Genomic DNA, 19,241 nt, shown 5'->3' with positions numbered 1-19,241 from the left:
TTCCTCGGTCACCGGGGAAGGGGCGGCGGTGGTCTCCGGGGGATCAGCTCGCCGTGCCAGTCACCGACCAGCCCTCGGGCAGGCCGTTGATCTCGGCGGTCTCGGAGTCGGCGAGAATCTGGATCGTCGCGGGCCCGAGCCTGAGGTTGCACAGCTTCAGGCGGCGCCAGCGCGCCGGGAGGCGCGGCACCAGCCGCAGGTTCCGCTTCGGCACGTTCGGCTCCAGGCCCAGGGTCGCCCGCACCAGCAGCAGCGGGGCCGCCGCCGCCCAGGCCTGCGGCGAGCACGACGACGGGTACGGCACCGGCGGCTCGAACTGGTCGCGGCCGAAACCGCAGTACAGCTCCGGCAGCCGCCCGCCGAACGCGGCGGCCGCGTCCAGCAGCCCCGACAGCAGGCTGTGCGACAGCTCCACCGCCCCCGGCAGCCGCCCGTAGCGCAGGAGCCCCGCAGTGGCGATCGCCGTATCGTGCGGCCACACCGATCCGTTGTGGTAGCTCATCGGGTTGTACGCCCGCATCGCCCGCGACATCGTCCGCAGCCCGTAGCCGCTGTCCATGTCCGCCGTCGCCAGGCGCCCGATGAGCTCCTCAGCGTGCGAGTCCTCGGCGATGCCCGTCCACAGCGCGTGCGCCGCGTTGCTGGTCAAGGAGTCGACCGGACGCTTGTCGCCGTCCAGCGCCAGCGCGTACCAGCCCCGCTTCGGCAGCCAGAACCGGTCGGCGAACGCCTCCCGCATCTCCTTGGCGCGATTGCGGCAGCGGCGAGCGGTCTCGGGCTCGTCGAACGACTCGGCCAGCTCGGCCCGCGCCTGGAAGGCGGCATAGCAGTAGGCCTGCACCTCGCACAGCGCGATCGGCGTCCTCCCGGGACTCCCGTCGGCGAAGGCGATCGCGTCGAAGCTGTCCTTCCAGCCCTGGTTCGCCAGGCCCTGATCGGTGGCGCGCTGGTACTCCACGAACCCGTCGCCGTCGCGGTCGCCGTACTCGTCGATCCACTTCAGCGCCGCGTCCGCCGCCGGCAGCATCCGCCGCACGGTCTTCTCGTCGGCGCCCCACCGCCACGCCTCGGCCAGCAGCATCACGAACAGCGGCGTGGCGTCCACGCTGCCGTAGTAGTGGTTGCCGCCCAGCGCCTGGGCGCTCTCGGGCCCGAGCCGCAGCTCGTGCATGATCCGGCCCGGCTCCTCCTCGGTCACCGGATCCACCTTGGTGCCCTGGCCCGCGGCCAGGATCTCCAGGGTCCCGAGCGCCAGCGACACGTCCAGCGGCAGGGCCATCCAGGCCGTCAGCAGGCTGTCGCGGCCGAACAGCGTCATGAACCAGGGCGCGCCCGCGGCCACGAACGGCGTCCCGGTGCGCGGATCCGAGATCTGGAGGGCCCCCAGGTCGGTCTCGGTTCGCGCCAGCACGGCCGCCGTGACAGGGTCGTCGACCTCGATCGGCGTGCTCTCCTGCCGCCAGGCCTGCATCTTCTGCGCCGCGGCGCTGTGGTCGACCAGCTCGCCGCGTTGGAAGCCCGGCGTGATGAGCTGGCCGCCGACGACCGGCTCGGCCACGATCTCGGTGGACCAGCGCCCGCGCGGCGGCACCACCACCTGCCAGTTCAGCGCGCTCGGCGTCACGACCGGCTCGCCCGTGGCGCTCACTCGGAGGCGGCGGCCGATGTCGGCCCGCGCGGTCAGCCACAGGTCCGATCCGGTCGCCTCGCTCTCGGCGCCGCCGCCGCCCGCACGCCCCTCCTTCACCGCGAACAGGTCCGCGAAATCCGCGTCGACCAGCAGGCTGACCGCGCAGGACGAAGCCTCCCGGCCCATGTTCTCGATCGAGATCGTCTCCCGCATCCCGTCGCCGACCAGGCGCTCGCGGATCACCAGCAGCGTGCTGTCGGCCTGCCCGGGCAGCGGCGGGCGGCGCAGCACGAAACGGCAGGCGAAGGCGTCCTCACCGAGCACCGCCAAGGGCTGGATCGGATGCCCGTCCAAGTGCAGCTGCCAGCGCGACAGCGCCCGCGCGTCGCGCACGAACAGGCCGTGCGCGCCGCCGGGCGCGACGTCGCCGACCCGGTCCGACAGACAGAACGTCGTCCCCTCGACGAGCGTGACCACCTCGCTGGCCGCGCCGGTCAACACCGGTTCCCCGGCGTTGAGCGGCGCGGTGCGGATCTCGCTCGACGAACCGTCGATCGAACTCATGCGGCGTCCACCGGTCGGGAACGTCCGACCATGCGTTTGGCGAGCGCCGGGCGCAGCTCGCGCACCCCGGACCACCGCTCCTGGCGGTAGCTCCGCTCCAGCCCGGCGTCGAGGTCGCCGTACTCGCTGCGCAGCCGGTCCAGCGGGTCGGCCGCGATCTCCCGCCGGCCGCTGAGCACGCCCTGGTAGACGCTCTCGTAGCCCGCTCCCAGAGCGTCCATGTCGAAGTGCTCGACGACTCTGCGGCGGCACGCCTCCGGATCGATCTCGTCCAGGCGCCGCAGCGCCTCGGGCAGGTCCTCGGGCCGCTCCCGGATGTAGCCGGTGATGCCGTCGACGACGACCTCGGGCACCGCGCCGCCCCGCAGGGCGACCACGGGGGTCCCGCAGGCCATGGCCTCGATCATCACCATGCCGAACGGCTCCTCCCACTGGACGGGGAACAGCAGGCAGCTGGCCCCGGCCAGGAGCTTGCGCTTGTCCTGGGAGTCGGCCACGCCGAAGATCTCGTCGTCGGCGGTCAGCCGCGGCTTGACCTCGCGCTCGAAGTAGCGCTTCTCGATCGGCTCTGCGCACTTGCCGGCGAGCACCAGCGGCATCCCGACCGCGTGGGCGGCCTCCAGCGCCAGGTGCGGGGCCTTGTTCGGGTGGAAGCGCCCCAGGAACAGGGCGTATCCGTCCTTGTCGGCCCGGAACGGGAAGGTGTCGACGCGGACCGCGTTGTGGACCCTCCCGGCCCAGTGCAGGTCGGGCGCCAGTTCGCGCTGGCGCTCGCTGATGGCGACCATCTCGATCTCGTCGCCGATCGTGCGGTAGAAGGTGTGCAGGTCCTCGTCTACGGGACCGTGCATGGTGACCACGGTCGGCAGGCCGAGCGCGGAGTAAGCGAAGGCGTTGAGCGGCCCCGCCCCCGTGTGCTCGTGCACGATGTCGAGGCCCTGCTTGTCGGCGAGTTCCCGGACCGCTTGGCGGGCGAGCGCCGCGTGCAGGATCTCGGGCATCGGCTCTCCCAGCCGCTCGGGGATCGGTTCGGGCCAGACCGACACGAGTTCGGCCTCCGTGCCCGTCCGCCCGGCTCCCACCAAGGTCACCTGGTGGCCCCGCTCGATGAGCGCGTCGGTCAGGTCGGCGACCACCGACTCGACGCCGCCGTAGCCGTTCGGCGGCACCTCGAAGTACGGTGGCACCACCATCGCGACCCGCAGCGGTCGTCTGTTCGTCTCCCGCGCCGTTCGGAGCGCTTCCTCAACGCTCTCCTCGGCCCGCCTCTCCCGAATGCCAGTGATCACAGCTTCCTCCTTGAAAAGAGTCGTCACTGCCGCCGGGCTCATCGACGGTGGTCATCCGCTTCCCGGCTAGCACTCGTGTCATTAGAGTGCTAACACATGCCGGGTCGTCAGGCAACCACCAGCAGCGGAACATCTCGGTAGATGTCGAGCTCAGCGGACGGTTGTGGCGTGATTCACCTTACCGTTCGATCGATCAATCGGGGCAGAATGCGGCTGATCGGTTCTCGCAGAACGGCATGAGCGTGACCGTCGTAAGGGGTGGGTTGGGCGTTCACGATGACCAGTTCGGCGCCCGCCTCGAGCGCGATGTCGCACAGTCCCGCCGCGGGGTAGACCGTCAGCGAAGTGCCGACCGCGACGAAAACGTCGCAGTCGCGCCCGGCGTCCAGCGCCGCGGCGAGCACGTCTCGTTCGAGACTCTGTCCGAATGAGATAGTCGCCGACTTGAGCAGCCCGCCGCAGTCCCGGCACGGCGGGTCCGATTCGCCGGCCTCGAGCCGGGGGAGCACCTCGCGCATCGGGGCGCGGCGGCGGCAGTCGAGGCAGACGACCTCCCGGGCGGTGCCGTGGATCTCGATCACCCGTTCAGGTGAGGATCCCGCCTCCTGATGCAGCCCATCGGTGTTCTGAGTGACGATCGCCCGCAGCCGCCCGCTCCGCTCGAGCTCGACCAGCGCCCGGTGGCCCTCGTTCGGCTCGGCCGACCACACCGGACTCGCCAGGCGCGCCGACCAGGCCTGTCGGCGCACCTGCGGATCGGCGAGGTAGTTCTCGATGGTGAACATGGCCTGCGCGGCGGGGTTCTGAGTCCACACGCCTTGCGGGCCGCGGAAGTCGGGGAGCCCCGAGTCGGTGGAGATGCCCGCGCCGGTCAGCACCGTCACGGCCGCGGCCTCGCTCATCCAGCGCGCCGCCTCTTCCGAGGCGGCCGAAGGGTTCGTCATCGCTTCGAAGGTACTGCACGGGCATGGTCGGCGGCGAGGGCCAAGGACGTCGCGTCCGCGGCCCTCGGATCGGTTGAGCGTCGTCCGTCAAGCCGGCGTGCAGGTCACCGACGGCGAGGCTCCGGGGCCGGCGGCGATGAAGCCCCAGGCGCTGCTGCGGGTCTGACCGGCGGCGATGGTGCCGTTCCAGCCCACGTCGCCGGCGGTCACCGTCGAGCCGCTGGTGCTGATGTCGGCGTGCCAGGAGCTGGAGAACTGCTGGCCGCTCGGCCACGTCCAGGTTTAGCGTCCACCCGTGCAAGGCCGCGTTCCCGGCGGTGACGTGGACGTTGCCCTGCCAGCCCGAGCCCCAGTCGTTGACCACGTCGACGGTCGCCGAGCATCCGCCCTGCGGCGGCGTGGTCGGGTCCGACGGAGGGTCGGTCGGCGGGTCGGTGGGCTCGTCGGGGGCCTGGTCGGTGCCGTGGACGTTGGTCCACTGCTTGATCATCTCGCCGAAGTTCGGGTAGCGCAGTGTGTCGTCCTCGGTGCCGTGCCACAGCTGCACGCGGGGCCGGAAACCGTTGCAACCGGGGTAGGCGCCGCGGCTCAGGCGGTCGACTCCCGCGAAACGATCCGGAACGGCGCGATGTGCTCGGCAGTGTGCCGCGACGGCTCGTCCATGCGGTCCACCACCAGCTCGACGGCCTTGGCCGCCATCCACTCGTGATCCGGCGACACCGTCGACAGCGAGGGCACCGAGTACGCGGCGTCGGGAACGTCGTCGAAGCCGATGAGCCGCACGTCCTCGGGCACCCGGACGCCCCGGTCCGCCAATCCCCTGAGGACTCCCAGGGCCATCGTGTCGGTCGCCGCAACCACGCCGTCGGCGCCGAGCCCCTCGTCCACCAGGCGGTGCCCGGCCTCCCGGCCCGCTCCGGGATCCATCGCCGTGAACGACAGCAGCAGCGCCGGATCGGCCTCCAAGCCGTGCTCCTCCAGCGCCGCCAGGTAGCCCCGGTAGCGGCGCGAGACGGCGTTGACCGCATCGAGCGCCGAGCCGGTGACGATCGCGACCCGCTCGCACCCCCGCGCGATCAAATGCGCGGTCGCCGCCTTCGAACCCTCCTCATTGGGCATCAGCACGTGGTCGAACCGCTTGCCGAAGTCCTGCTCGCCGAGCATCACGATCGGGAAGTCGCCCACCGGCAGCTGCTGGTCGCGCGGATCGATCCCGACCGCGCTGAGGATGAGCCCGTCGAACTGCAGTCGGTGGGACTGCGCGATGGCGTCGAGTTCGCCTGCGGCCGCCGCCCCGGTCTGCTCGACCGCGACATGGAACCCCCGCCGCTCGGCCTGCTCGATGACGTGGGCCGCGAGGTGCCCGAAATACGACCGCTCGATCTCGGGGACGGCCAGCCCGATCACTCCGGTGCGGCCCGACTTGAGGCTCCGCGCGGTGACGTTGAGGCGGTAACCGGACTCCCTGATCGCCTCCAGCACGCGCAGCCGAACGGCCTCGCTCACACCGCCGCGATTGTTGACGACGTTCGAGACCGTCATCTTCGAGACTCCGGCCCGACGCGCGACGTCGCTCATGGTCACCGTGCCGCGCCCCACTCCCGACCTCCCGTCGCATCCCGGATTCCCGCAGCGCCCAGCCTATCCGAGCCGCGACGGCGCATCGTTCAGCGCCGCCGCGGCCCGGGATCGGCTCAGGCGACGGCGGCCTCGACGGTGACGAAGGAGTGGGCCGGCAGTCGGACCCGCAGGCCGGCGTCGGTGGTCTCGACTCCGTCGTGCGACCGCGGCGCGATGGCGTCCGGCTCGTCGGGGGAGTTGTGGGCCTGGAGCGCCTCGGCGGTCAAGATCCGCGAGGCGACATGGCCGACCGAGCCGCCGCGCAGGTCGAGGTCCACTTCGACCGCCTGTTCCGCGTCCAGATTCGACAGCGAGACGAGCATCCGGCCGTCCTTGCGGCTGGCCGAGACCGACACCGTCTCCAGCCGCGACTCGCCGACCGCGCGATCGGGGAGACCGCCGGGCAGATCGACGCGCAGGCTCGCGGCGTCCTGATGGCCCTTGTTCATCTCGAACACATGGTAAGTCGGGGTCTTGACCAGCGCCCCGGAGTCGGGGTCGGTCAGGATCATCGCCTGCAGGACGTTGACCGTCTGGGCGATATTCGCCATGACCAGGCGGTCGGCGTGCCGGTGGAAGATGTCGAAGTGGAGTCCGGCGACGAGGGCGTCGCGGAGCGTGTTCTGCTGGTAGAGGAAGCCCGGATTGGTGCCCGGCTCGACGTTCCACCACGTGCCCCACTCGTCGAGCACCAGGCCGACGGTCTTGCCCGGGTCGTAGCAGTCCATGACGTTGGCGTGGCCGGTGAGCAGCTCATCGGTGCGTGCGGCCTTGGCCAGCGTCGTGTAGTACTCGTCGGTGTCGAACACGGTCGCCGAGCCCTTGTCGTCCCAGGTGCCGCCGAAGGTGTAGTAGTGCACCGACACCGCCTGGTAGAGCGGGCGTTCGACGCGCTGGCAGCCGAGGTGGCTCAACTGCTTCATGAGCGTCTCGGTCCACCCGTAGTCGAAGTCGGCGGCGCCGGCGGCGATGCGGTAGAGCCGGTTGTCGCCGTAGTCGCGGCAGTAGGTGGCGTACTTGCGGGCGTCGAGGGCGTACTGCTCGGCGGACATGTTGCCCCCGCACCCCCAGGTCTCGTTGCCCAGGCCCCAGTACTTGACCTTCCAGGGCTCCTCGCGGCCGTTGGCCTTGCGCAGGCGCACCATCGGGGAGTCGCCGTCTCGAGTGAGGTATTCGACCCACTCGCTCATCTCCCGGACGGTGCCGGAGCCGACGTTGCCGGAGATGTACGGCTCGGTATCGAGCAGTTCGCACAGGGCCATGAACTCGTGGGTGCCGAAGTGGTTGTTCTCCTCGACCCCGCCCCAGTGGGTGTTCACCATGGCGGCGCGCTCCTCCTTGGGGCCGACGCCGTCCCTCCAGTGGTACTCGTCGGCGAAGCAGCCGCCCGGCCAGCGCAGGTTCGGGATGCTCAGGGCCCGCAGTGCTTCAACGACGTCGAGGCGGATGCCGCCCTCGTTCGGGATCTCGGAGTCCTCGCCGACGTAGAAACCGCCGTATATGCACCGGCCGAGGTGCTCGGCGAAATGGCCGTAGACATGGCGGTTGATCCGCGGTCCTTCGACGTCCACATTGATGATCGCGCGCACGACTTCGTTCGACATGGACATGCCCTCCTGCTTGCGAGGCGTGAATTTGAACGGCGTTGCACCGGTGCAGCCTGGAGTACTTTACCGATAAATCAGGAACTGTCAAGGTGCGGCGAGGCCGACAGAACTCGACATTTGTCAAGTAAATTTGACATCATGTAAAATTGGCTTTACTCTTGCAGTGTCTGATCCACCCGAAGACCGGAGCTCCGATGCCGACCGACGACAGCCGCCGCCCCGAGGAACCGACGCTGCCCTACGGGGAGCGCTACGCCTGGGGCTACCTCACCACCGCGATAGCGGTGCCGACCGTCTACTTCGCGATCATGCTCGGCCGGCTGTCCGACACGCCCGCCGACGAGATCGCCTTCCAGCTCCCGCTGCTCATCGCCATCGGCGCCTCGATCGTGCTGAACATGTTCCTCGCCCCCGCGCCCCGCAGAGGCCGCGACCGCACCGACGAACGCGACACCGACATCGCCCACCGCGCTCAGCGCATCGGCTACTACACCCTCTCGGTCGCGATGGTCGCACCGTTCGCACTGGTCATGCTCGAGGCCCCGTACTTCTGGATCGCCGGCGCCGTGTACCTTGCCTACGTCGTCTCGGCGGTCGTCGAGTCGATCGTGAAGATAGCGGCCTATCGGCGAGGATTCTGACCGTGGCCAAACGGACGAAGGTCACCAACAACATCCGCGCGCTGCGCTTCGCCAACGGCGAGATGACCCAGGCGCAGCTCGCCGACCGCATCGACGTCACCCGCCAGACCGTCATCGCGATCGAGCAGCGCCGCTACTCGCCGTCGCTGGAAATGGCCTTCCAGATCGCGCGGGTCTTCGACGTCCCCCTCGACGAGGTCTTCGGCTACGACGACGCCGAGGACTGAGCCGCCTCAGTCCAGCAGCCCGTGGTGCAGCGCCCGCAGCACCGCCCGCGTCCGGTCCCGCGACCCGAGCTTCAAGAGCACGTTCGACACGTGGTTCTTGACCGTCCCCTCCGCCAGGAACAGCGACTCGGCGATCTCGCGGTTGCTCAGCCCGGCGGCCAGCAGCCGCAGTACCTCCAGCTCGCGTCCGGTCAGCGGCGCCGGCGCGGCGGCATCATCGTCGGGCACGGCCGCCCCTCCCGCGCGCAGGGCCCGCAGCACCCGATCGGTGACCGCCGGGCTCAGGAGCGTCCCGCCCTCGGCGAGGGTCTTCACCGCCCCCACGAGCTGATCGAGCGTCACGTCCTTGAGCAGGTAGCCGCGCGCCCCGGCGCGCACCGCCCGCAGCACCAGCTCGTCGTCGTCGAACGTGGTCAGCACCAGCACCGGCACCTCGATATCGCTCTCCCGCAAGGCCTCGAGCGTCCAGATCCCGTCGTGGCGGGGCATCCTCAGATCCAGCAGCACCACCTCCGGGCGGTGCTCGCCGATCGCCCCGAGCGCGGCCATGCCGTCGTCGGCCTCCGCGACCACCTCGATCTCGTCACTGAGGTCGAGCAGCCTCCTGATGCCCTGGCGGACCAGGTGCTGGTCGTCGACCAGGCACACGCGGATCATGCCGACGGCACCTCCGCCCGCACCCGGAAACCGTCCTTGCCCGAGAAACGGACCTTCCCGCCCAGCGACTCCAGCCTCTCGGTCATGCCCCGGAGCCCGTGGCCCATCGTCACCGCGCGAGCCCCGATGCCGTCGTCGCGCGCCTCGAACACCACCTCGCCTCCGTCCACCCCGATCGTGATCCACAGGTTCGCCGCCTCGGCGTGCCGGATCGCGTTGGTCACGACCTCCTGCACACACCGCACCAACACCGTAGTGAGCTCTTCATCGGCCTCCACCGCCTCCTCCACCCGCAGATGGACCGCCGGCTCGGGCACATCGGCCACCATCTCCTCCAGACTCTCGCGCAGTCGCGGTCCCCGACGGCGCAGCTCGCCGACCGTGGTGCGCACATCGGACAGCAGCTGCCGCGTCAGCTCCCGCGCCCGCCCCACCGAATCGCCCTCCTCGCGATGCGAGGCGATCTCCAACTCCAACGACAGCACCGTCAACTGGTGGCCGACCAGATCGTGCAGCTCACGCGCGATCCGCAGGCGCTCCTCCGTCCGGCTCGACTCGGCCAGCAGCGCGTTCGCCGCGCGGAGCCGGACGTTGGCCTCCGCCACGCGCTTGCGCGACTCCTGGTCACGCAGCTGCGCCTTCACACTGAACACCGTCGCGCCCTGCAGCATCAGATACAGCGCCGCCACCATGCCGACTTCGAGCGCCGACTCGGTGATACGGGAAGCCGCGAACGCCACGACCGCGCTGTTCACGGCGATGAGCGCCACCACGACGCGCAGCGAGGCGGCATAAGAGCTCATCGCCGCGGCCAGCACCAGCAGGATCGGCGTCCACCCGGCCGCCGGTGCGGTCAGCACCAGCGCCTGCGCCAGCACCGCCTGGGCGGCGAGCACCGCCAGCAGCGCCCGGCGAGGGGCCAGCTCCATCAGCCACATCGCCGCCGAGAACGCCGAGAAGAAGGCCCCGTACAGCGCCAGCCACCATCCGGTCGGGATCAGCGGCACCTGGACGCCCTGGAAATGGGCGATCACCACCGGCACGCAGACCGCGAGACCGGCCAGGGAGACGAACACTCCACCCCAGATCTGCATGGACATCCGTCTCATCCGTCTCAGCATAGGCCGAGCGGCGCTCCCAGCGCCCGTGCCGGAAGTCATGGGCCCGATCGATGACCACTCGCACGCGCGCGAACCCCGCTCGGCCGCCTAACGTCGAAACCGAACCCACCGACGAAGGAGACCGGATGCACGCCATCGAAGCCCACGGCCTGCGCAAACGCTACGGCGACGTCGTCGCCGTCGACGACGTCGGCCTGACCGTCGAAAGCGGCGAGATCTACGGCATCCTCGGCCGCAACGGCGCCGGCAAGACCACCCTGGTCGAGACCATCGCCGGCCTGCGACGTCCCGACGAGGGAACCGTCACCGTCCTCGGACTCGACCCCCGGCGCGACCGGGCCCGGCTCCGCCAGGTCCTCGGCGTACAGCTCCAGTCCGCCATGCTCCACAGCGCCCTCAAAGTCTGGGAGCTGGTCGGCCTCTACCGCTCCTTCTACCGCGACGGCGCCGACCCCGACGAGCTGATCGAAGCGGTCGGCCTCGCCGGCCACCGCGGCCAGCGCTTCGAGAACCTCTCAGGCGGCCAGGGGCAGCGCCTCTCCATCGCCCTGGCCCTGGTCGGCAACCCCAGGATGGTCATCCTCGACGAGCTCACCACCGGGCTCGATCCCGAAGCGCGCCGCCAGATGTGGACGACCGTCGAACGGCTCCGCGACAGCGGCGTGACCGTCCTCCTCGTCAGCCACCACATGGAGGAGGTCGAGCGGCTCTGCGACCGCGTCGCCATCCTCGACGAAGGACGGATCGTGGCGGTCGACTCGCCCGACGGACTCGTCGACCGCGCCGGACTGGACCAGATGGTGCGCTTCCGCACCACCGGGCCCTTCGACCCCGCGGTCCTCGACCGCCTCGACGAAGTCCACTCCGTGCGGACCGACGACGACCACGTGACCGTCACCGGCGCCGGCAATCTACTCCAAGCGGTCAGCACCGCCCTGGTCAAAGCCGACGTCACCACCCTCGACACCCGATTCAAGCAGGCCGGTCTCGAAGACGCCTTCCTGGCGCTCACCGGCAGCCCCTTCGACGACGAGGAACGGCGATGACCGACATCGAGCACCTCCCCGCCCGCCGCCCCGGCGTCCGCTCCTGGGCCACCCTGATGGTCGCCGAGGCCAAAATGGTCGCCCGCGACACCTCCGGGCTCCTCATACCGCTCGGGCTGCCCCTGCTCATCCTCGTCATGAACGGGATCAGCATGCGCGGCGCCGACCCCGGCGTCTTCGAGCAGTACGTCATGCCGGTCGTGCTCACCATCGTCATCGCGACCGTCGGCGTGATCAACATGCCCAGCTTCCTCGCCTACTACCGCCGCTCGAAGGTCCTCCGCCGCCTCGCGGTCACGCCCGCCCACCCGGCCATGATCCTCATAGCCCAGATGGTCGTGGGGCTCATCCAGTCACTCGCCGGGGTCGCGATAGGCGTCGGCGCCGCGATGCTCTTCTTCGACGTCGGGCTACCGGAAGGCCTCGGTGCCGCGCTGGCGGTCTTCGCCCTGGCGACGCTGACGATGTTCGCCGTCGGGATGGTCGTCGCCGCGATCGCCCCCTCCGCCAACTCCTCGGTCGCGATCGGACTGACGCTGTTCTTCGCGCTCGGCGCCACCGGAGGCATGTTCGGTCCCACCGAGAACTTCCCCGACGCGCTGGCCGCGGTGGGGGAGCGGCTGCCGTTCGGCGCCGCGGTGCAGGCCATGGGCGACGCGTGGATCGGCGCGGACGTCAATCCGGCCCATCTGCTGGCGATGCTCGCCGCCATCGCGGTCAGCTGCGCGGTGGCGATCCGCTTCTTCCGCTGGGACTAGCGCGACGCAAACGGAAACCGCCTACGTCACCGTCGCTTCGGTCGGGCTCACAGTGCCGCTTCCAGCGCTTCGCGGTGATCGAGGGTCCACCGGTAGTCCTCGCGGATCCAGATCGGCGCACCGAGGTCGCGAATGCGGACCATCGCCGGATCGCCTGCGGCCGCTTGCGCTTCGATGCCGCGCCAGCAGCGGTCCTGCCGCCACAGCACGGTCTCGACCAGTCGGCCGCGCCGGTCGCGGTCCAGACCGTAGGCGTCGTGCGGCCCCACCGGGCGCCGCACCGTGCCGTCCTTGAGCACGACTTCGTTGACGAAGCCGCCGGAGAGCGGGAGTTCATCGACCATCTGCCGAGTATCGTCACGGAGCGGCCCGACCGCAAACCACTTGCCCGCTCAGACCGCGAGTCGCTCTTGCTCGGACAGGTTCTGCGCGGCCTTGCCGAGCATCTTGCCGTTCACCCGCGATGAGAGGCCGCGCGGCATCAGGCGCCCGATCATCCGCATCATCCCGTTCGGGATGTACACGGCCTGTCCCTTCAGGAACGCGTTCACGGTTCCCCGCACGGCCTTGCCGACCGGGTAGGGCCGGACCGGCAAGTCGGTGCGCTCGATGCCGAGCGTGTCGATGATCGGCGTCTCGACGTTGCCGGGCAGCATCACGGTCACGCCGATGTCGGACTTCGCGAGCTCGTAGTGCAGCGCCCCGCCCAGACTGAGCACGTAGGCCTTCGAGGCGGCATCGTGGGCCATGTTCGGAATGCCGTGGCCGGCGCCCAGGGCCGAGACGAAGATGACCCCGCTGCGCCCGCGCCGGGAGAACCGCTGCCCGAAGGCGTGCACCAGTTCCAGGTGGGACGTGGCGTTGAGGGCGAGCCGGCGATGGAGATGCTCCAGCGGCTGCTCGAGCAGGCTGCCCGGGCGGCCGGTGCCGGCGTTCGAGACCAGTAGCCCGACGTCGAGGTCGGCGGTCGCTTCGACGATGGTCGCGGCGGCGCCTGGCCGGCTCAGGTCCACTTCGACGGCCCGATAGGAGACGCCGTGCACGCGGTCGAGCTCCTTGCCGAGCGCTTCGAGCTTGTCGGTGGAACGAGAGGCGAGGACGACGTTGAGGCCCGCCGCGGCGAAGTTCCGGGCGAAGGCTCGGCCGATGCCGGACGAGGCGCCCGTGACGACGGCCCACGGTCCATAGGATGCAATTTCAATCATGATTTAGACTCTAGTCTAAATTCGGGTCGACGTCAACGCGGTAGACTTCCCAGACGTGAAGACGCCCTCGCCAGACCTCGCCGCGCGCCTGCTCGACGTCACCGAGCAAGTGCTGCGCACCGACCCTCCGCAGCGGCTCGAAGACATCGCACGGCTCGTGGGAGTCTCCCGGGCGACCCTCTACTACTACTTCTCCGGGCGCGACGACCTCCTGGCGTTCCTCCTGGTCACGCATGCCCGAGACGGCGCCGGCGCCGTCGAGGCCGCGATGCGGCCGGGGGAGGCGCCCGAACCGCGGCTCCGCTCGATGGTGGGCGCGATGATCGAGTACCTCGGCGGCCATCCGGGGATCTGCGCCGGGCTGCTCGGTGCCATCGGCGAGACCGGGAGGATGAGCGAGGTCCTCCAAGCCAACGACGAGTGGATCCTGACGCCGTTGCGGGAACTGCTCTCTGAGGGCCGGCAGTCCGGAGTGTTCGCCATCGAGGACGTCACCGACGCCGCCAACGCCATCCTCGGCGCGGTGCTCCTCGGCGTGCTCGGCAGGTCGATGTCCGGAGGGGACACGACCGAGCGGCGATTCCAGGACCGGCTCGCCGATCAGACCGTCCGCAGCGTCCTGCCCTGAACCGGCCGGTCAGCCGTCCGCGTTCACCAGCCTTGCCAGCTCGACTCTGGACCGGACGCCGAGCGAGGCGAAGACATTGCGCAGATGGTGGTCCACAGTGCGCACACTGACCGACAGCGCCTGCGCCACCTCGCGATTGGTGGCGCCCGTGGAGACGAGCCGCGCGATCCGCAGCTGATGCGGCGTGAGCGCGGACAGGCTTGCGGATCGTGAGCCGCCCGCCGGCTCGCCCATCGCCCGCAGCTCCGCGCCGGCCTGATCGGTCCATGCGCGCGCCCCGCATCGCTCGAACCCGTGCAGGGCCTCACGCAGGACCGCGCGGGCCTCGCGCGGCCGCCTCCGCCGCCGCAGCCACTTGCCGTACAGCAGCTGCGTCCGGGCGCGCTCGAAGTCGCCGTTCTCCGGAGCGTGCAGCTCCAGCGCGCGCCGGTACAGCTCCTCGACCGTCCCGTCCGCGGCATCGGCGGACGCCAGCAGCGCCGAGCAGCGCGCAAGCTGCGCGGCCGCCGCCGGGTCGACGCCGAAACCGGCCCAGGCCCGCTGCTCCTCGACGACCGGCCGGGCCTCATCGGCTCGTCCGGCGAGCACCGCGGCTTCGATGAAGCACGGCATGAGCAGCGGCCGCACCGCGAAGTGCCCTCCATCGGGCCGGACGAGCTCGCCGAGCCGCGACGCGGCCGCGTCGAACCGGCCCCGACCCATCTCCGCTCGGGCCAGCGCCCATTCGGCGAGCGTCCGGGTCTGCGCCAGGCCGTGCCGCCGCGACGTCGCCAGCGCCGGCATCGCCTGCGCGACCACCTCGTCGGTGTCGCCTTCCACGGAAGCGGTGAGAGCGAGCACCGCTCGGTGGTGCGCCGCGGTGTTGGCCCGCCCCGATCGCAGCGCGGTGCGCAGTCCCTCCTGCGCATGGGCCCGGGCGCGCGCGTGGCGCCCGGCGCGCATCTCCGCGTACGCCAGGTACTCGAGCGTCTGGGCGGCCAGGTCCTCAAGCCCTTGCTCGCGAGCCGCGGCCAGCGCGCGAAGCCCCGCGCCGCAAGCGGTCTCGACCTCACCGAGCAGCAGCGCCGCGATCGCGCCCCGATGCAGCGCCTCCGGCGAGTACTGTTCACGCCCGTATGCGCTCACCCGGCGCAGCGGTGCGACCGCTTCAGCCGGACGCTGCTCCAACAGCGCTCTGAGCCCCAGCAGGTGGTCGTACAAGGGCCCGCAAGCGGAGCGAGCGGGGGCGTCCATCGCGGAACGGGCCGACTCCAGAGCGTCCAGACAGGATGGACCGTCGCCGGCGGCCCACGCCGCCTCGGCGGCGGCGAGCCTCGCGGTCAGCGAGAGGCGGGGATCGGCGCCGGGGGACCGGGCCGCGAGCGAACCGGCGAGCATCAGGGAGGCGTGGGCGTCGATCACCGGTCCGTCGGCGAGCGCGGCCAGTCCGCGTGCGAGCTCGGCGTGCGCCCGCGCGGCGTTCGACGACGCGCCGGCCGCCACGTGGACGACGACCTGCTCGCCCGAGCAGGCCGCCTCGTCGAGCAGATGAGCGTCGGCCCCGGTCAGAACCAGGGCGATGCTGCCGTCGTCGAGTCGACGGACGGTCGCCGCCAGCGAAGGCCGCTGCCCGGGAGACGAGACCCGGGCAGCGGCCTTCGCGGTGCGCCGTCGCATGGACCAATGGTACAAAACCGACCAGTCGGTTCGGAAGGCCCGCAACGCAGAAAGTCGGGCGGCGACCGAGTGGTCGCCGCCCGACACCGGGCAGTCCCGAGTCCTGTCACCGCGGGGTCAGCCGAGCGGGCAGGAGCCGCGGACCTCCTCGATGGCGTACTCGTTCGGCAGCGGGCAGAGGAACTGCTCGTACCTGGTGTCGTCGTCGACGAACCGCTTCAGCCACGAGATCGCGTACTTGGCGATCGTGGTGTTCGAGTAGTTCGGCGCGAAGTGCGAGGCCGCGTTCAGCTCGATGTACATCTTGTCCGTCGAGCCGGGGATCGTGTTGTAGAACGGCTCGGAGTGCGAGGTGACCGACGCGATCGAATCGTTCTCCGCCCCGAAGATCAGGGTCGGGGTGGTGACCGAGTACCACGTCTTGTCCGTGTGCCACGGCGTCATGGGGATGCTCGCTCGCAACTCCGGCCGGTCGTCGCTGACCTCGAGCGATCCTCCGCCGCCCATGGAGTGCCCCATGACCGCGAGGCGGTCGGCGTCGACGCGGTCGGAGACGCTGCTGCGTTCGACCAGGTAGTCGAGGGCGGCGTCGAGCTGGTCGGCGCGCTGGCCGGGCTGGTCGTACCGGGAGTTGGTGTCGATGGTGAAGACCACGAAGCCCTGGGAGGCGATCCGCGGCCCGAGCCATTCGATCGACGACTGCGAGGCGGTGAAGCCCGGAACGATCGCGACGGCGCCGAAGGTGCCGTCGCTGCGGGTCGTCGGGTAGTAGACGGTGCCGCCGCCGAAGCCCGAGACCCACGATGAGACGGTCGTGTCCGACACACTGTAGTGGCCGCGAGCGGCCTCGATGCTGGACTCGGTGGGAGCCGGTCCGCGTTCGTGCGGGTTCTGCGCGACCGCGGTGGCGGCGGGGCCGGCGAGCGAGCCGAACGTGAGCACGGCGGCCATGGTCGCGGCCATGCCGATGAAGCGCAACGCGCGGCGCGGTGTTGTCGTTGAGTGCATGTTTCGTCCTCCTTGACGAGACTCGATGACGAGTCGTGCACATCAATATCCCGTACCGACCAGTCGGTCTGCATCGGCGAAATCACCGGCCCCATCCGTTATGCCTGCGCTTGACGGCGACCATTGAGCCTACAGTGGTCTGTGAGGCCGAGTCGATGGCTCCGAGGTTCGTTCAGGCGCGAGCGCCCTCGCAATTGGACAGCGCGAACACTCGCGTGGGGCAGAGGTGTCGCCTCAACGGGAGAGGGGATCGAGAGGGGGAATGGAGCGTCGTGCGCTCGAAGGGGTCGACGAATTCGTGCGCAACCGCTTCGTGCGGGTGAGCTCACCCGCACGAAGCGGGTCGCGGTTCAGAACCTCTGCGTCACTCGAATTCCTCGGCCTCGACGTCGCCGATCCAGTCGTCGTACTCGTTCCGGGCCTGCTCACGGTCCCGCGCCTCGATGGCGCGCTGGATGGCGTCCTCCCGGGTGGGGAGCCGCTCGGCCTCCTGAGGCAGTTCGACGATCTCGCCCTCGGGGCCGACGTACATGCGGCGGTCGCCTCCGACCAGTACCGGTGTCCAGGCCATGGTGCCCTCCCGTGCTCGCGCCTCGCGGATTCCTCGCGTCATTGTCGCCCGAGGAGCGTCAGTCTGTCAGCCGGAGCGCGGGGTTCGCGCGACCGGGCGGCGGCGCCAGCGGCTCCCGATCCGCTTCGGCCGCCGCGGCCATGACAACTCTGGTCGCCGTCGCCTTGCGAGACTGCTCGTCGCTGCGAGCGAGCGACTTCGACTGCGAGGCGCCCGGCCGCGTCCGCTCGGCTCTTCCCTCGACCCGACGAATCTGACCTTCTGGGGCACGGCCCTTCGCGGCGAGTGACCGGCGGCCTCACCGCTTCATGGTCGACGCCACCCGGTGCAGACGTCGCATCGAGCGGATCGCCGAGCGGACCTCCTGCAGGTAGTCGCTCGCGGTGTACTCCTTGCGGAAGTAGGGCTCGGGGAGGGCCGTGGCGTCCACTCCCACGGTGTCCACTTCGCACCCGTACGGCAACCCCATAAAGGCCACCGCGTCGCTGTGCTGGAAGGGAATGAAGATCGAAGAGGTGATGACCAGGACGCTGTCTCCGGGGCGGAGATCGGCGACGCGGTCGGCCCAGAAGCGGCAGGTGTCGGCGGTGTCCGCGCGCCGACGGGCAGGCTGGGAGGACGGCGCGGCCACCGCCCGGACGCTCGTCGATCCGGCGGCGTAGGCAGCGACCTTCCATGCTCGGCCCGGATCGCGGTCGGGGTCGCCTCCCTGTTCGATCTCCGGCTCTCCCACCACGCCGAAGGCCCGCTTGAGGCCGGCCTCCATGGCGTCGACCTCGAAGCGGGCGCCGACCACTCCGGTCAGCTCGGCGAACTCGCGGTCCCTGTCATTGAAGGGCCGGAAGCCGCCGACGCCGGTGACGTGTCCGGTCGACACGCCGCCGGCGAGCAGCCCGGCCGCGAACCGGGTGCGAAAGAGGCAGGAACTGACCAGCCCGCCCAGGATCAGGAAGTGGGTGTAGTGCCGACGCCCCGGCTTCGGCTCGCCGCCGAGGCCGAGCGCGCGGGCCGCCTCGCGGACGAAGCGCTCTTTGGACTCGTCGAATCGCTTGGCGTCGGTCTCGAACCGCTCTCGGCCGGCACGGAAGTCCCAGTGCTCTGCCGAGAACTCCTCCAGATAGTCCAGGTTCGCCGCGGTGCCGCCGCCCGGGAGCTCGCCGCCGAACTCGGCCAAGAGCGCTCGCATGGGCTCTGAGCCGACCCACTCGGCGACGCCCGCGATCGCCGCCTCCGGTCCGAGCGACTGCGGCAGCGGTATCTGCGTGTGACTGGGCATGGCGATCCATTCCGGGCGGCCCTCGATTGTCTTGCCCCACATGATAGCCACGCGCGACCACGTCACCTCGAGGCGAGCCCGCCGCCGGTCGGGGCGGGCGCTCAGGCGCTCGACTCGACCGGGAGGCCGGCGAGGCGCCACTCGAGCAGGCCCTCCTCGAGCCGGGCGGCGTCGCGGCCCGAGCGCGCCAGGAGCTCGACCGCGTCGTGGGCGAAGACGCAGAAGGCGCCGCGGCAGTAGGCGACGATGCGGGTGTCGGTCGGGAGCTCGGCGAGGCGGTCGGGGAGTTCGTCGATCGGGATGCCGATCGCGCCCGGCAGGTGGCCGGCGCCGTATTCCTCGGCGGGGCGCACGTCCAGGACGGTGTATTCCCCGGTCTCGACCCCGGCGAGCAGTGCCTCGCGGCTGACCTGCACCGGGGACTCGCCGAGGTAGTCGGCCGCGGCGCGTTCGACGTCGGCCAGCCTGGTGGCGGCGGTGTCGCGAGCGAGCCGGTAGAGCGCGGCGACGTCCTCGCCCGCGAGGGAGTAGTGGATCTTCTGGCCCTCGCGCCTGGTGGCGACGAGTCCTGCGGCCTTGAGGGTCTGGAGGTGGGCCGAGACGGTGGTCAGTCCGATTCCGCAGGCGGAGGCGAGGGCCTCCACCGAACGCTCGGACTGGGCGAGCAGGTCGAGCAGTTCCAGGCGTTTGCCGTTGCCGAGCGCCTTGCCGATGCGGGCCACCTGGTCGAACAGTGCCGCCTTCTTCTCGAGGTCCGCCATGGGGTAGCCTTCCGCCTTGTATTCCATAATTC

Annotated in this window: 20 protein-coding genes; 5 read left to right on the top strand and 15 right to left on the bottom strand. The window is 70.5% G+C overall.

The window, feature by feature from the left end; all coding sequences use genetic code 11:
- Positions 1 to 43 precede the first annotated feature (43 nt).
- From ACYVL2_RS16995 to ACYVL2_RS16970, 6 genes are all read right to left on the bottom strand, one after another.
- Positions 44 to 2,194: an amylo-alpha-1,6-glucosidase gene (locus ACYVL2_RS16995; RefSeq protein ID WP_460545482.1), complete on the bottom strand. Its 2,151-nt coding sequence runs from the start codon at positions 2,192 to 2,194 to the stop codon at positions 44 to 46.
- The gene (locus ACYVL2_RS16990) at positions 2,191 to 3,387 is read right to left on the bottom strand and encodes a glycosyltransferase family 4 protein (RefSeq protein ID WP_460545509.1); all 1,197 of its coding nucleotides are present in this window, start codon (positions 3,385 to 3,387) and stop codon (positions 2,191 to 2,193) included. The genes ACYVL2_RS16995 and ACYVL2_RS16990 overlap by 4 nt, the downstream gene beginning before the upstream one ends.
- A gap of 269 nt (positions 3,388 to 3,656) precedes the next feature.
- Complete coding sequence (locus ACYVL2_RS16985) at positions 3,657 to 4,427, bottom strand: SIR2 family NAD-dependent protein deacylase (protein ID WP_460545480.1); 771 nt, start codon at positions 4,425 to 4,427, stop codon at positions 3,657 to 3,659.
- Between the two features lie 87 nt (positions 4,428 to 4,514).
- Positions 4,515 to 4,658: a cellulose binding domain-containing protein gene (locus tag ACYVL2_RS16980; protein WP_460545507.1), complete on the bottom strand. Its 144-nt coding sequence runs from the start codon at positions 4,656 to 4,658 to the stop codon at positions 4,515 to 4,517.
- A gap of 357 nt (positions 4,659 to 5,015) precedes the next feature.
- The gene (locus ACYVL2_RS16975; protein WP_460545478.1) at positions 5,016 to 6,005 is read right to left on the bottom strand and encodes a LacI family DNA-binding transcriptional regulator; all 990 of its coding nucleotides are present in this window, start codon (positions 6,003 to 6,005) and stop codon (positions 5,016 to 5,018) included.
- 116 nt (positions 6,006 to 6,121) lie between these two features.
- Complete coding sequence (locus ACYVL2_RS16970; RefSeq protein WP_460545476.1) at positions 6,122 to 7,651, bottom strand: alpha-N-arabinofuranosidase; 1,530 nt, start codon at positions 7,649 to 7,651, stop codon at positions 6,122 to 6,124.
- 197 nt (positions 7,652 to 7,848) lie between these two features.
- Between ACYVL2_RS16970 and ACYVL2_RS16965 the strand changes: the two genes are divergently transcribed.
- Complete coding sequence (locus tag ACYVL2_RS16965; RefSeq protein ID WP_460545474.1) at positions 7,849 to 8,295, top strand: hypothetical protein; 447 nt, start codon at positions 7,849 to 7,851, stop codon at positions 8,293 to 8,295.
- Positions 8,296 to 8,297: 2 nt separating this feature from the next.
- Positions 8,298 to 8,522 carry a helix-turn-helix transcriptional regulator gene (locus ACYVL2_RS16960; protein ID WP_460545471.1) on the top strand — a complete coding sequence of 75 codons (225 nt, stop codon included), beginning with the start codon at positions 8,298 to 8,300 and terminating at the stop codon, positions 8,520 to 8,522.
- Positions 8,523 to 8,528: 6 nt separating this feature from the next.
- On the opposite strand, the gene ACYVL2_RS16955 is transcribed toward ACYVL2_RS16960, so the two are convergent.
- Positions 8,529 to 9,179 (bottom strand): transcriptional regulator, encoded by a 651-nt coding sequence (locus ACYVL2_RS16955; protein ID WP_460545469.1) that lies wholly within the window; start codon positions 9,177 to 9,179, stop codon positions 8,529 to 8,531.
- A complete protein-coding gene (locus ACYVL2_RS16950; RefSeq protein WP_460545467.1) occupies positions 9,176 to 10,279 on the bottom strand; it encodes a sensor histidine kinase in 1,104 nt (367 codons plus the stop codon). The genes ACYVL2_RS16955 and ACYVL2_RS16950 overlap by 4 nt, the downstream gene beginning before the upstream one ends.
- A 146-nt stretch (positions 10,280 to 10,425) precedes the next feature.
- Here ACYVL2_RS16950 and ACYVL2_RS16945 point away from each other — a divergent pair, with 146 nt between their 5' ends.
- Together ACYVL2_RS16945 and ACYVL2_RS16940 are read left to right on the top strand one after the other, a co-directional pair.
- Positions 10,426 to 11,346, top strand: coding sequence for an ABC transporter ATP-binding protein (locus ACYVL2_RS16945; protein WP_460545465.1), 921 nt, complete (start codon positions 10,426 to 10,428; stop codon positions 11,344 to 11,346).
- Positions 11,343 to 12,104 carry an ABC transporter permease gene (locus ACYVL2_RS16940; RefSeq protein WP_460545462.1) on the top strand — a complete coding sequence of 254 codons (762 nt, stop codon included), beginning with the start codon at positions 11,343 to 11,345 and terminating at the stop codon, positions 12,102 to 12,104. The genes ACYVL2_RS16945 and ACYVL2_RS16940 overlap by 4 nt, the downstream gene beginning before the upstream one ends.
- A gap of 47 nt (positions 12,105 to 12,151) precedes the next feature.
- On the opposite strand, the gene ACYVL2_RS16935 is transcribed toward ACYVL2_RS16940, so the two are convergent.
- Positions 12,152 to 12,448, bottom strand: a complete 297-nt coding sequence (locus ACYVL2_RS16935) for a hypothetical protein (protein ID WP_460545460.1) — start codon at positions 12,446 to 12,448, stop codon at positions 12,152 to 12,154.
- 48 nt (positions 12,449 to 12,496) lie between these two features.
- Positions 12,497 to 13,309: an SDR family NAD(P)-dependent oxidoreductase gene (locus ACYVL2_RS16930; protein ID WP_460545458.1), complete on the bottom strand. Its 813-nt coding sequence runs from the start codon at positions 13,307 to 13,309 to the stop codon at positions 12,497 to 12,499.
- Positions 13,310 to 13,364: 55 nt separating this feature from the next.
- Between ACYVL2_RS16930 and ACYVL2_RS16925 the strand changes: the two genes are divergently transcribed.
- Positions 13,365 to 13,937 carry a TetR/AcrR family transcriptional regulator gene (locus ACYVL2_RS16925; RefSeq protein ID WP_460545456.1) on the top strand — a complete coding sequence of 191 codons (573 nt, stop codon included), beginning with the start codon at positions 13,365 to 13,367 and terminating at the stop codon, positions 13,935 to 13,937.
- Positions 13,938 to 13,946: 9 nt separating this feature from the next.
- Here ACYVL2_RS16925 and ACYVL2_RS16920 read toward each other — a convergent pair whose 3' ends face one another.
- The 5 genes from ACYVL2_RS16920 to ACYVL2_RS16900 all read right to left on the bottom strand — a co-directional run bounded on the left by ACYVL2_RS16920 (position 13,947) and on the right by ACYVL2_RS16900 (position 19,209).
- The gene (locus ACYVL2_RS16920) at positions 13,947 to 15,593 is read right to left on the bottom strand and encodes a LuxR C-terminal-related transcriptional regulator (RefSeq protein ID WP_460545455.1); all 1,647 of its coding nucleotides are present in this window, start codon (positions 15,591 to 15,593) and stop codon (positions 13,947 to 13,949) included.
- A gap of 117 nt (positions 15,594 to 15,710) precedes the next feature.
- The gene (locus ACYVL2_RS16915) at positions 15,711 to 16,601 is read right to left on the bottom strand and encodes an alpha/beta hydrolase (protein WP_460545453.1); all 891 of its coding nucleotides are present in this window, start codon (positions 16,599 to 16,601) and stop codon (positions 15,711 to 15,713) included.
- A gap of 364 nt (positions 16,602 to 16,965) precedes the next feature.
- Positions 16,966 to 17,172: a hypothetical protein gene (locus ACYVL2_RS16910; RefSeq protein WP_460545451.1), complete on the bottom strand. Its 207-nt coding sequence runs from the start codon at positions 17,170 to 17,172 to the stop codon at positions 16,966 to 16,968.
- Between the two features lie 298 nt (positions 17,173 to 17,470).
- Positions 17,471 to 18,490: a hypothetical protein gene (locus ACYVL2_RS16905; protein ID WP_460545450.1), complete on the bottom strand. Its 1,020-nt coding sequence runs from the start codon at positions 18,488 to 18,490 to the stop codon at positions 17,471 to 17,473.
- A gap of 59 nt (positions 18,491 to 18,549) precedes the next feature.
- Complete coding sequence (locus tag ACYVL2_RS16900; RefSeq protein ID WP_460545505.1) at positions 18,550 to 19,209, bottom strand: ArsR/SmtB family transcription factor; 660 nt, start codon at positions 19,207 to 19,209, stop codon at positions 18,550 to 18,552.
- Positions 19,210 to 19,241 lie beyond the last annotated feature (32 nt).

The organism is Glycomyces halotolerans (genome assembly GCF_054779575.1).
The sequence above is the reverse complement of the archived record's forward strand: the minus strand, read 5'-3'. Positions and strand labels throughout refer to the sequence as shown.

What these genes read in the sequence shown, in the direction of transcription:
- ACYVL2_RS16995 (WP_460545482.1), bottom strand. Translation starts at nt 2,194, where the DNA reads ATGAGTTCGATCGACGGTTCGTCGAGCGAGATCCGCACCGCGCCGCTC.
- ACYVL2_RS16990 (WP_460545509.1), bottom strand. Translation starts at nt 3,387, where the DNA reads ATGGTGGTGCCACCGTACTTCGAGGTGCCGCCGAACGGCTACGGCGGC.
- ACYVL2_RS16985 (WP_460545480.1), bottom strand. Translation starts at nt 4,427, where the DNA reads ATGACGAACCCTTCGGCCGCCTCGGAAGAGGCGGCGCGCTGGATGAGC.
- ACYVL2_RS16975 (WP_460545478.1), bottom strand. Translation starts at nt 6,005, where the DNA reads ATGAGCGACGTCGCGCGTCGGGCCGGAGTCTCGAAGATGACGGTCTCG.
- ACYVL2_RS16970 (WP_460545476.1), bottom strand. Translation starts at nt 7,651, where the DNA reads ATGTCGAACGAAGTCGTGCGCGCGATCATCAATGTGGACGTCGAAGGA.
- ACYVL2_RS16965 (WP_460545474.1), top strand. Translation starts at nt 7,849, where the DNA reads ATGCCGACCGACGACAGCCGCCGCCCCGAGGAACCGACGCTGCCCTAC.
- ACYVL2_RS16955 (WP_460545469.1), bottom strand. Translation starts at nt 9,179, where the DNA reads ATGATCCGCGTGTGCCTGGTCGACGACCAGCACCTGGTCCGCCAGGGC.
- ACYVL2_RS16950 (WP_460545467.1), bottom strand. Translation starts at nt 10,279, where the DNA reads ATGTCCATGCAGATCTGGGGTGGAGTGTTCGTCTCCCTGGCCGGTCTC.
- ACYVL2_RS16945 (WP_460545465.1), top strand. Translation starts at nt 10,426, where the DNA reads ATGCACGCCATCGAAGCCCACGGCCTGCGCAAACGCTACGGCGACGTC.
- ACYVL2_RS16940 (WP_460545462.1), top strand. Translation starts at nt 11,343, where the DNA reads ATGACCGACATCGAGCACCTCCCCGCCCGCCGCCCCGGCGTCCGCTCC.
- ACYVL2_RS16935 (WP_460545460.1), bottom strand. Translation starts at nt 12,448, where the DNA reads ATGGTCGATGAACTCCCGCTCTCCGGCGGCTTCGTCAACGAAGTCGTG.
- ACYVL2_RS16930 (WP_460545458.1), bottom strand. Translation starts at nt 13,309, where the DNA reads ATGATTGAAATTGCATCCTATGGACCGTGGGCCGTCGTCACGGGCGCC.
- ACYVL2_RS16920 (WP_460545455.1), bottom strand. Translation starts at nt 15,593, where the DNA reads ATGCGACGGCGCACCGCGAAGGCCGCTGCCCGGGTCTCGTCTCCCGGG.
- ACYVL2_RS16915 (WP_460545453.1), bottom strand. Translation starts at nt 16,601, where the DNA reads ATGCACTCAACGACAACACCGCGCCGCGCGTTGCGCTTCATCGGCATG.
- ACYVL2_RS16910 (WP_460545451.1), bottom strand. Translation starts at nt 17,172, where the DNA reads ATGGCCTGGACACCGGTACTGGTCGGAGGCGACCGCCGCATGTACGTC.
- ACYVL2_RS16905 (WP_460545450.1), bottom strand. Translation starts at nt 18,490, where the DNA reads ATGTGGGGCAAGACAATCGAGGGCCGCCCGGAATGGATCGCCATGCCC.
- ACYVL2_RS16900 (WP_460545505.1), bottom strand. Translation starts at nt 19,209, where the DNA reads ATGGCGGACCTCGAGAAGAAGGCGGCACTGTTCGACCAGGTGGCCCGC.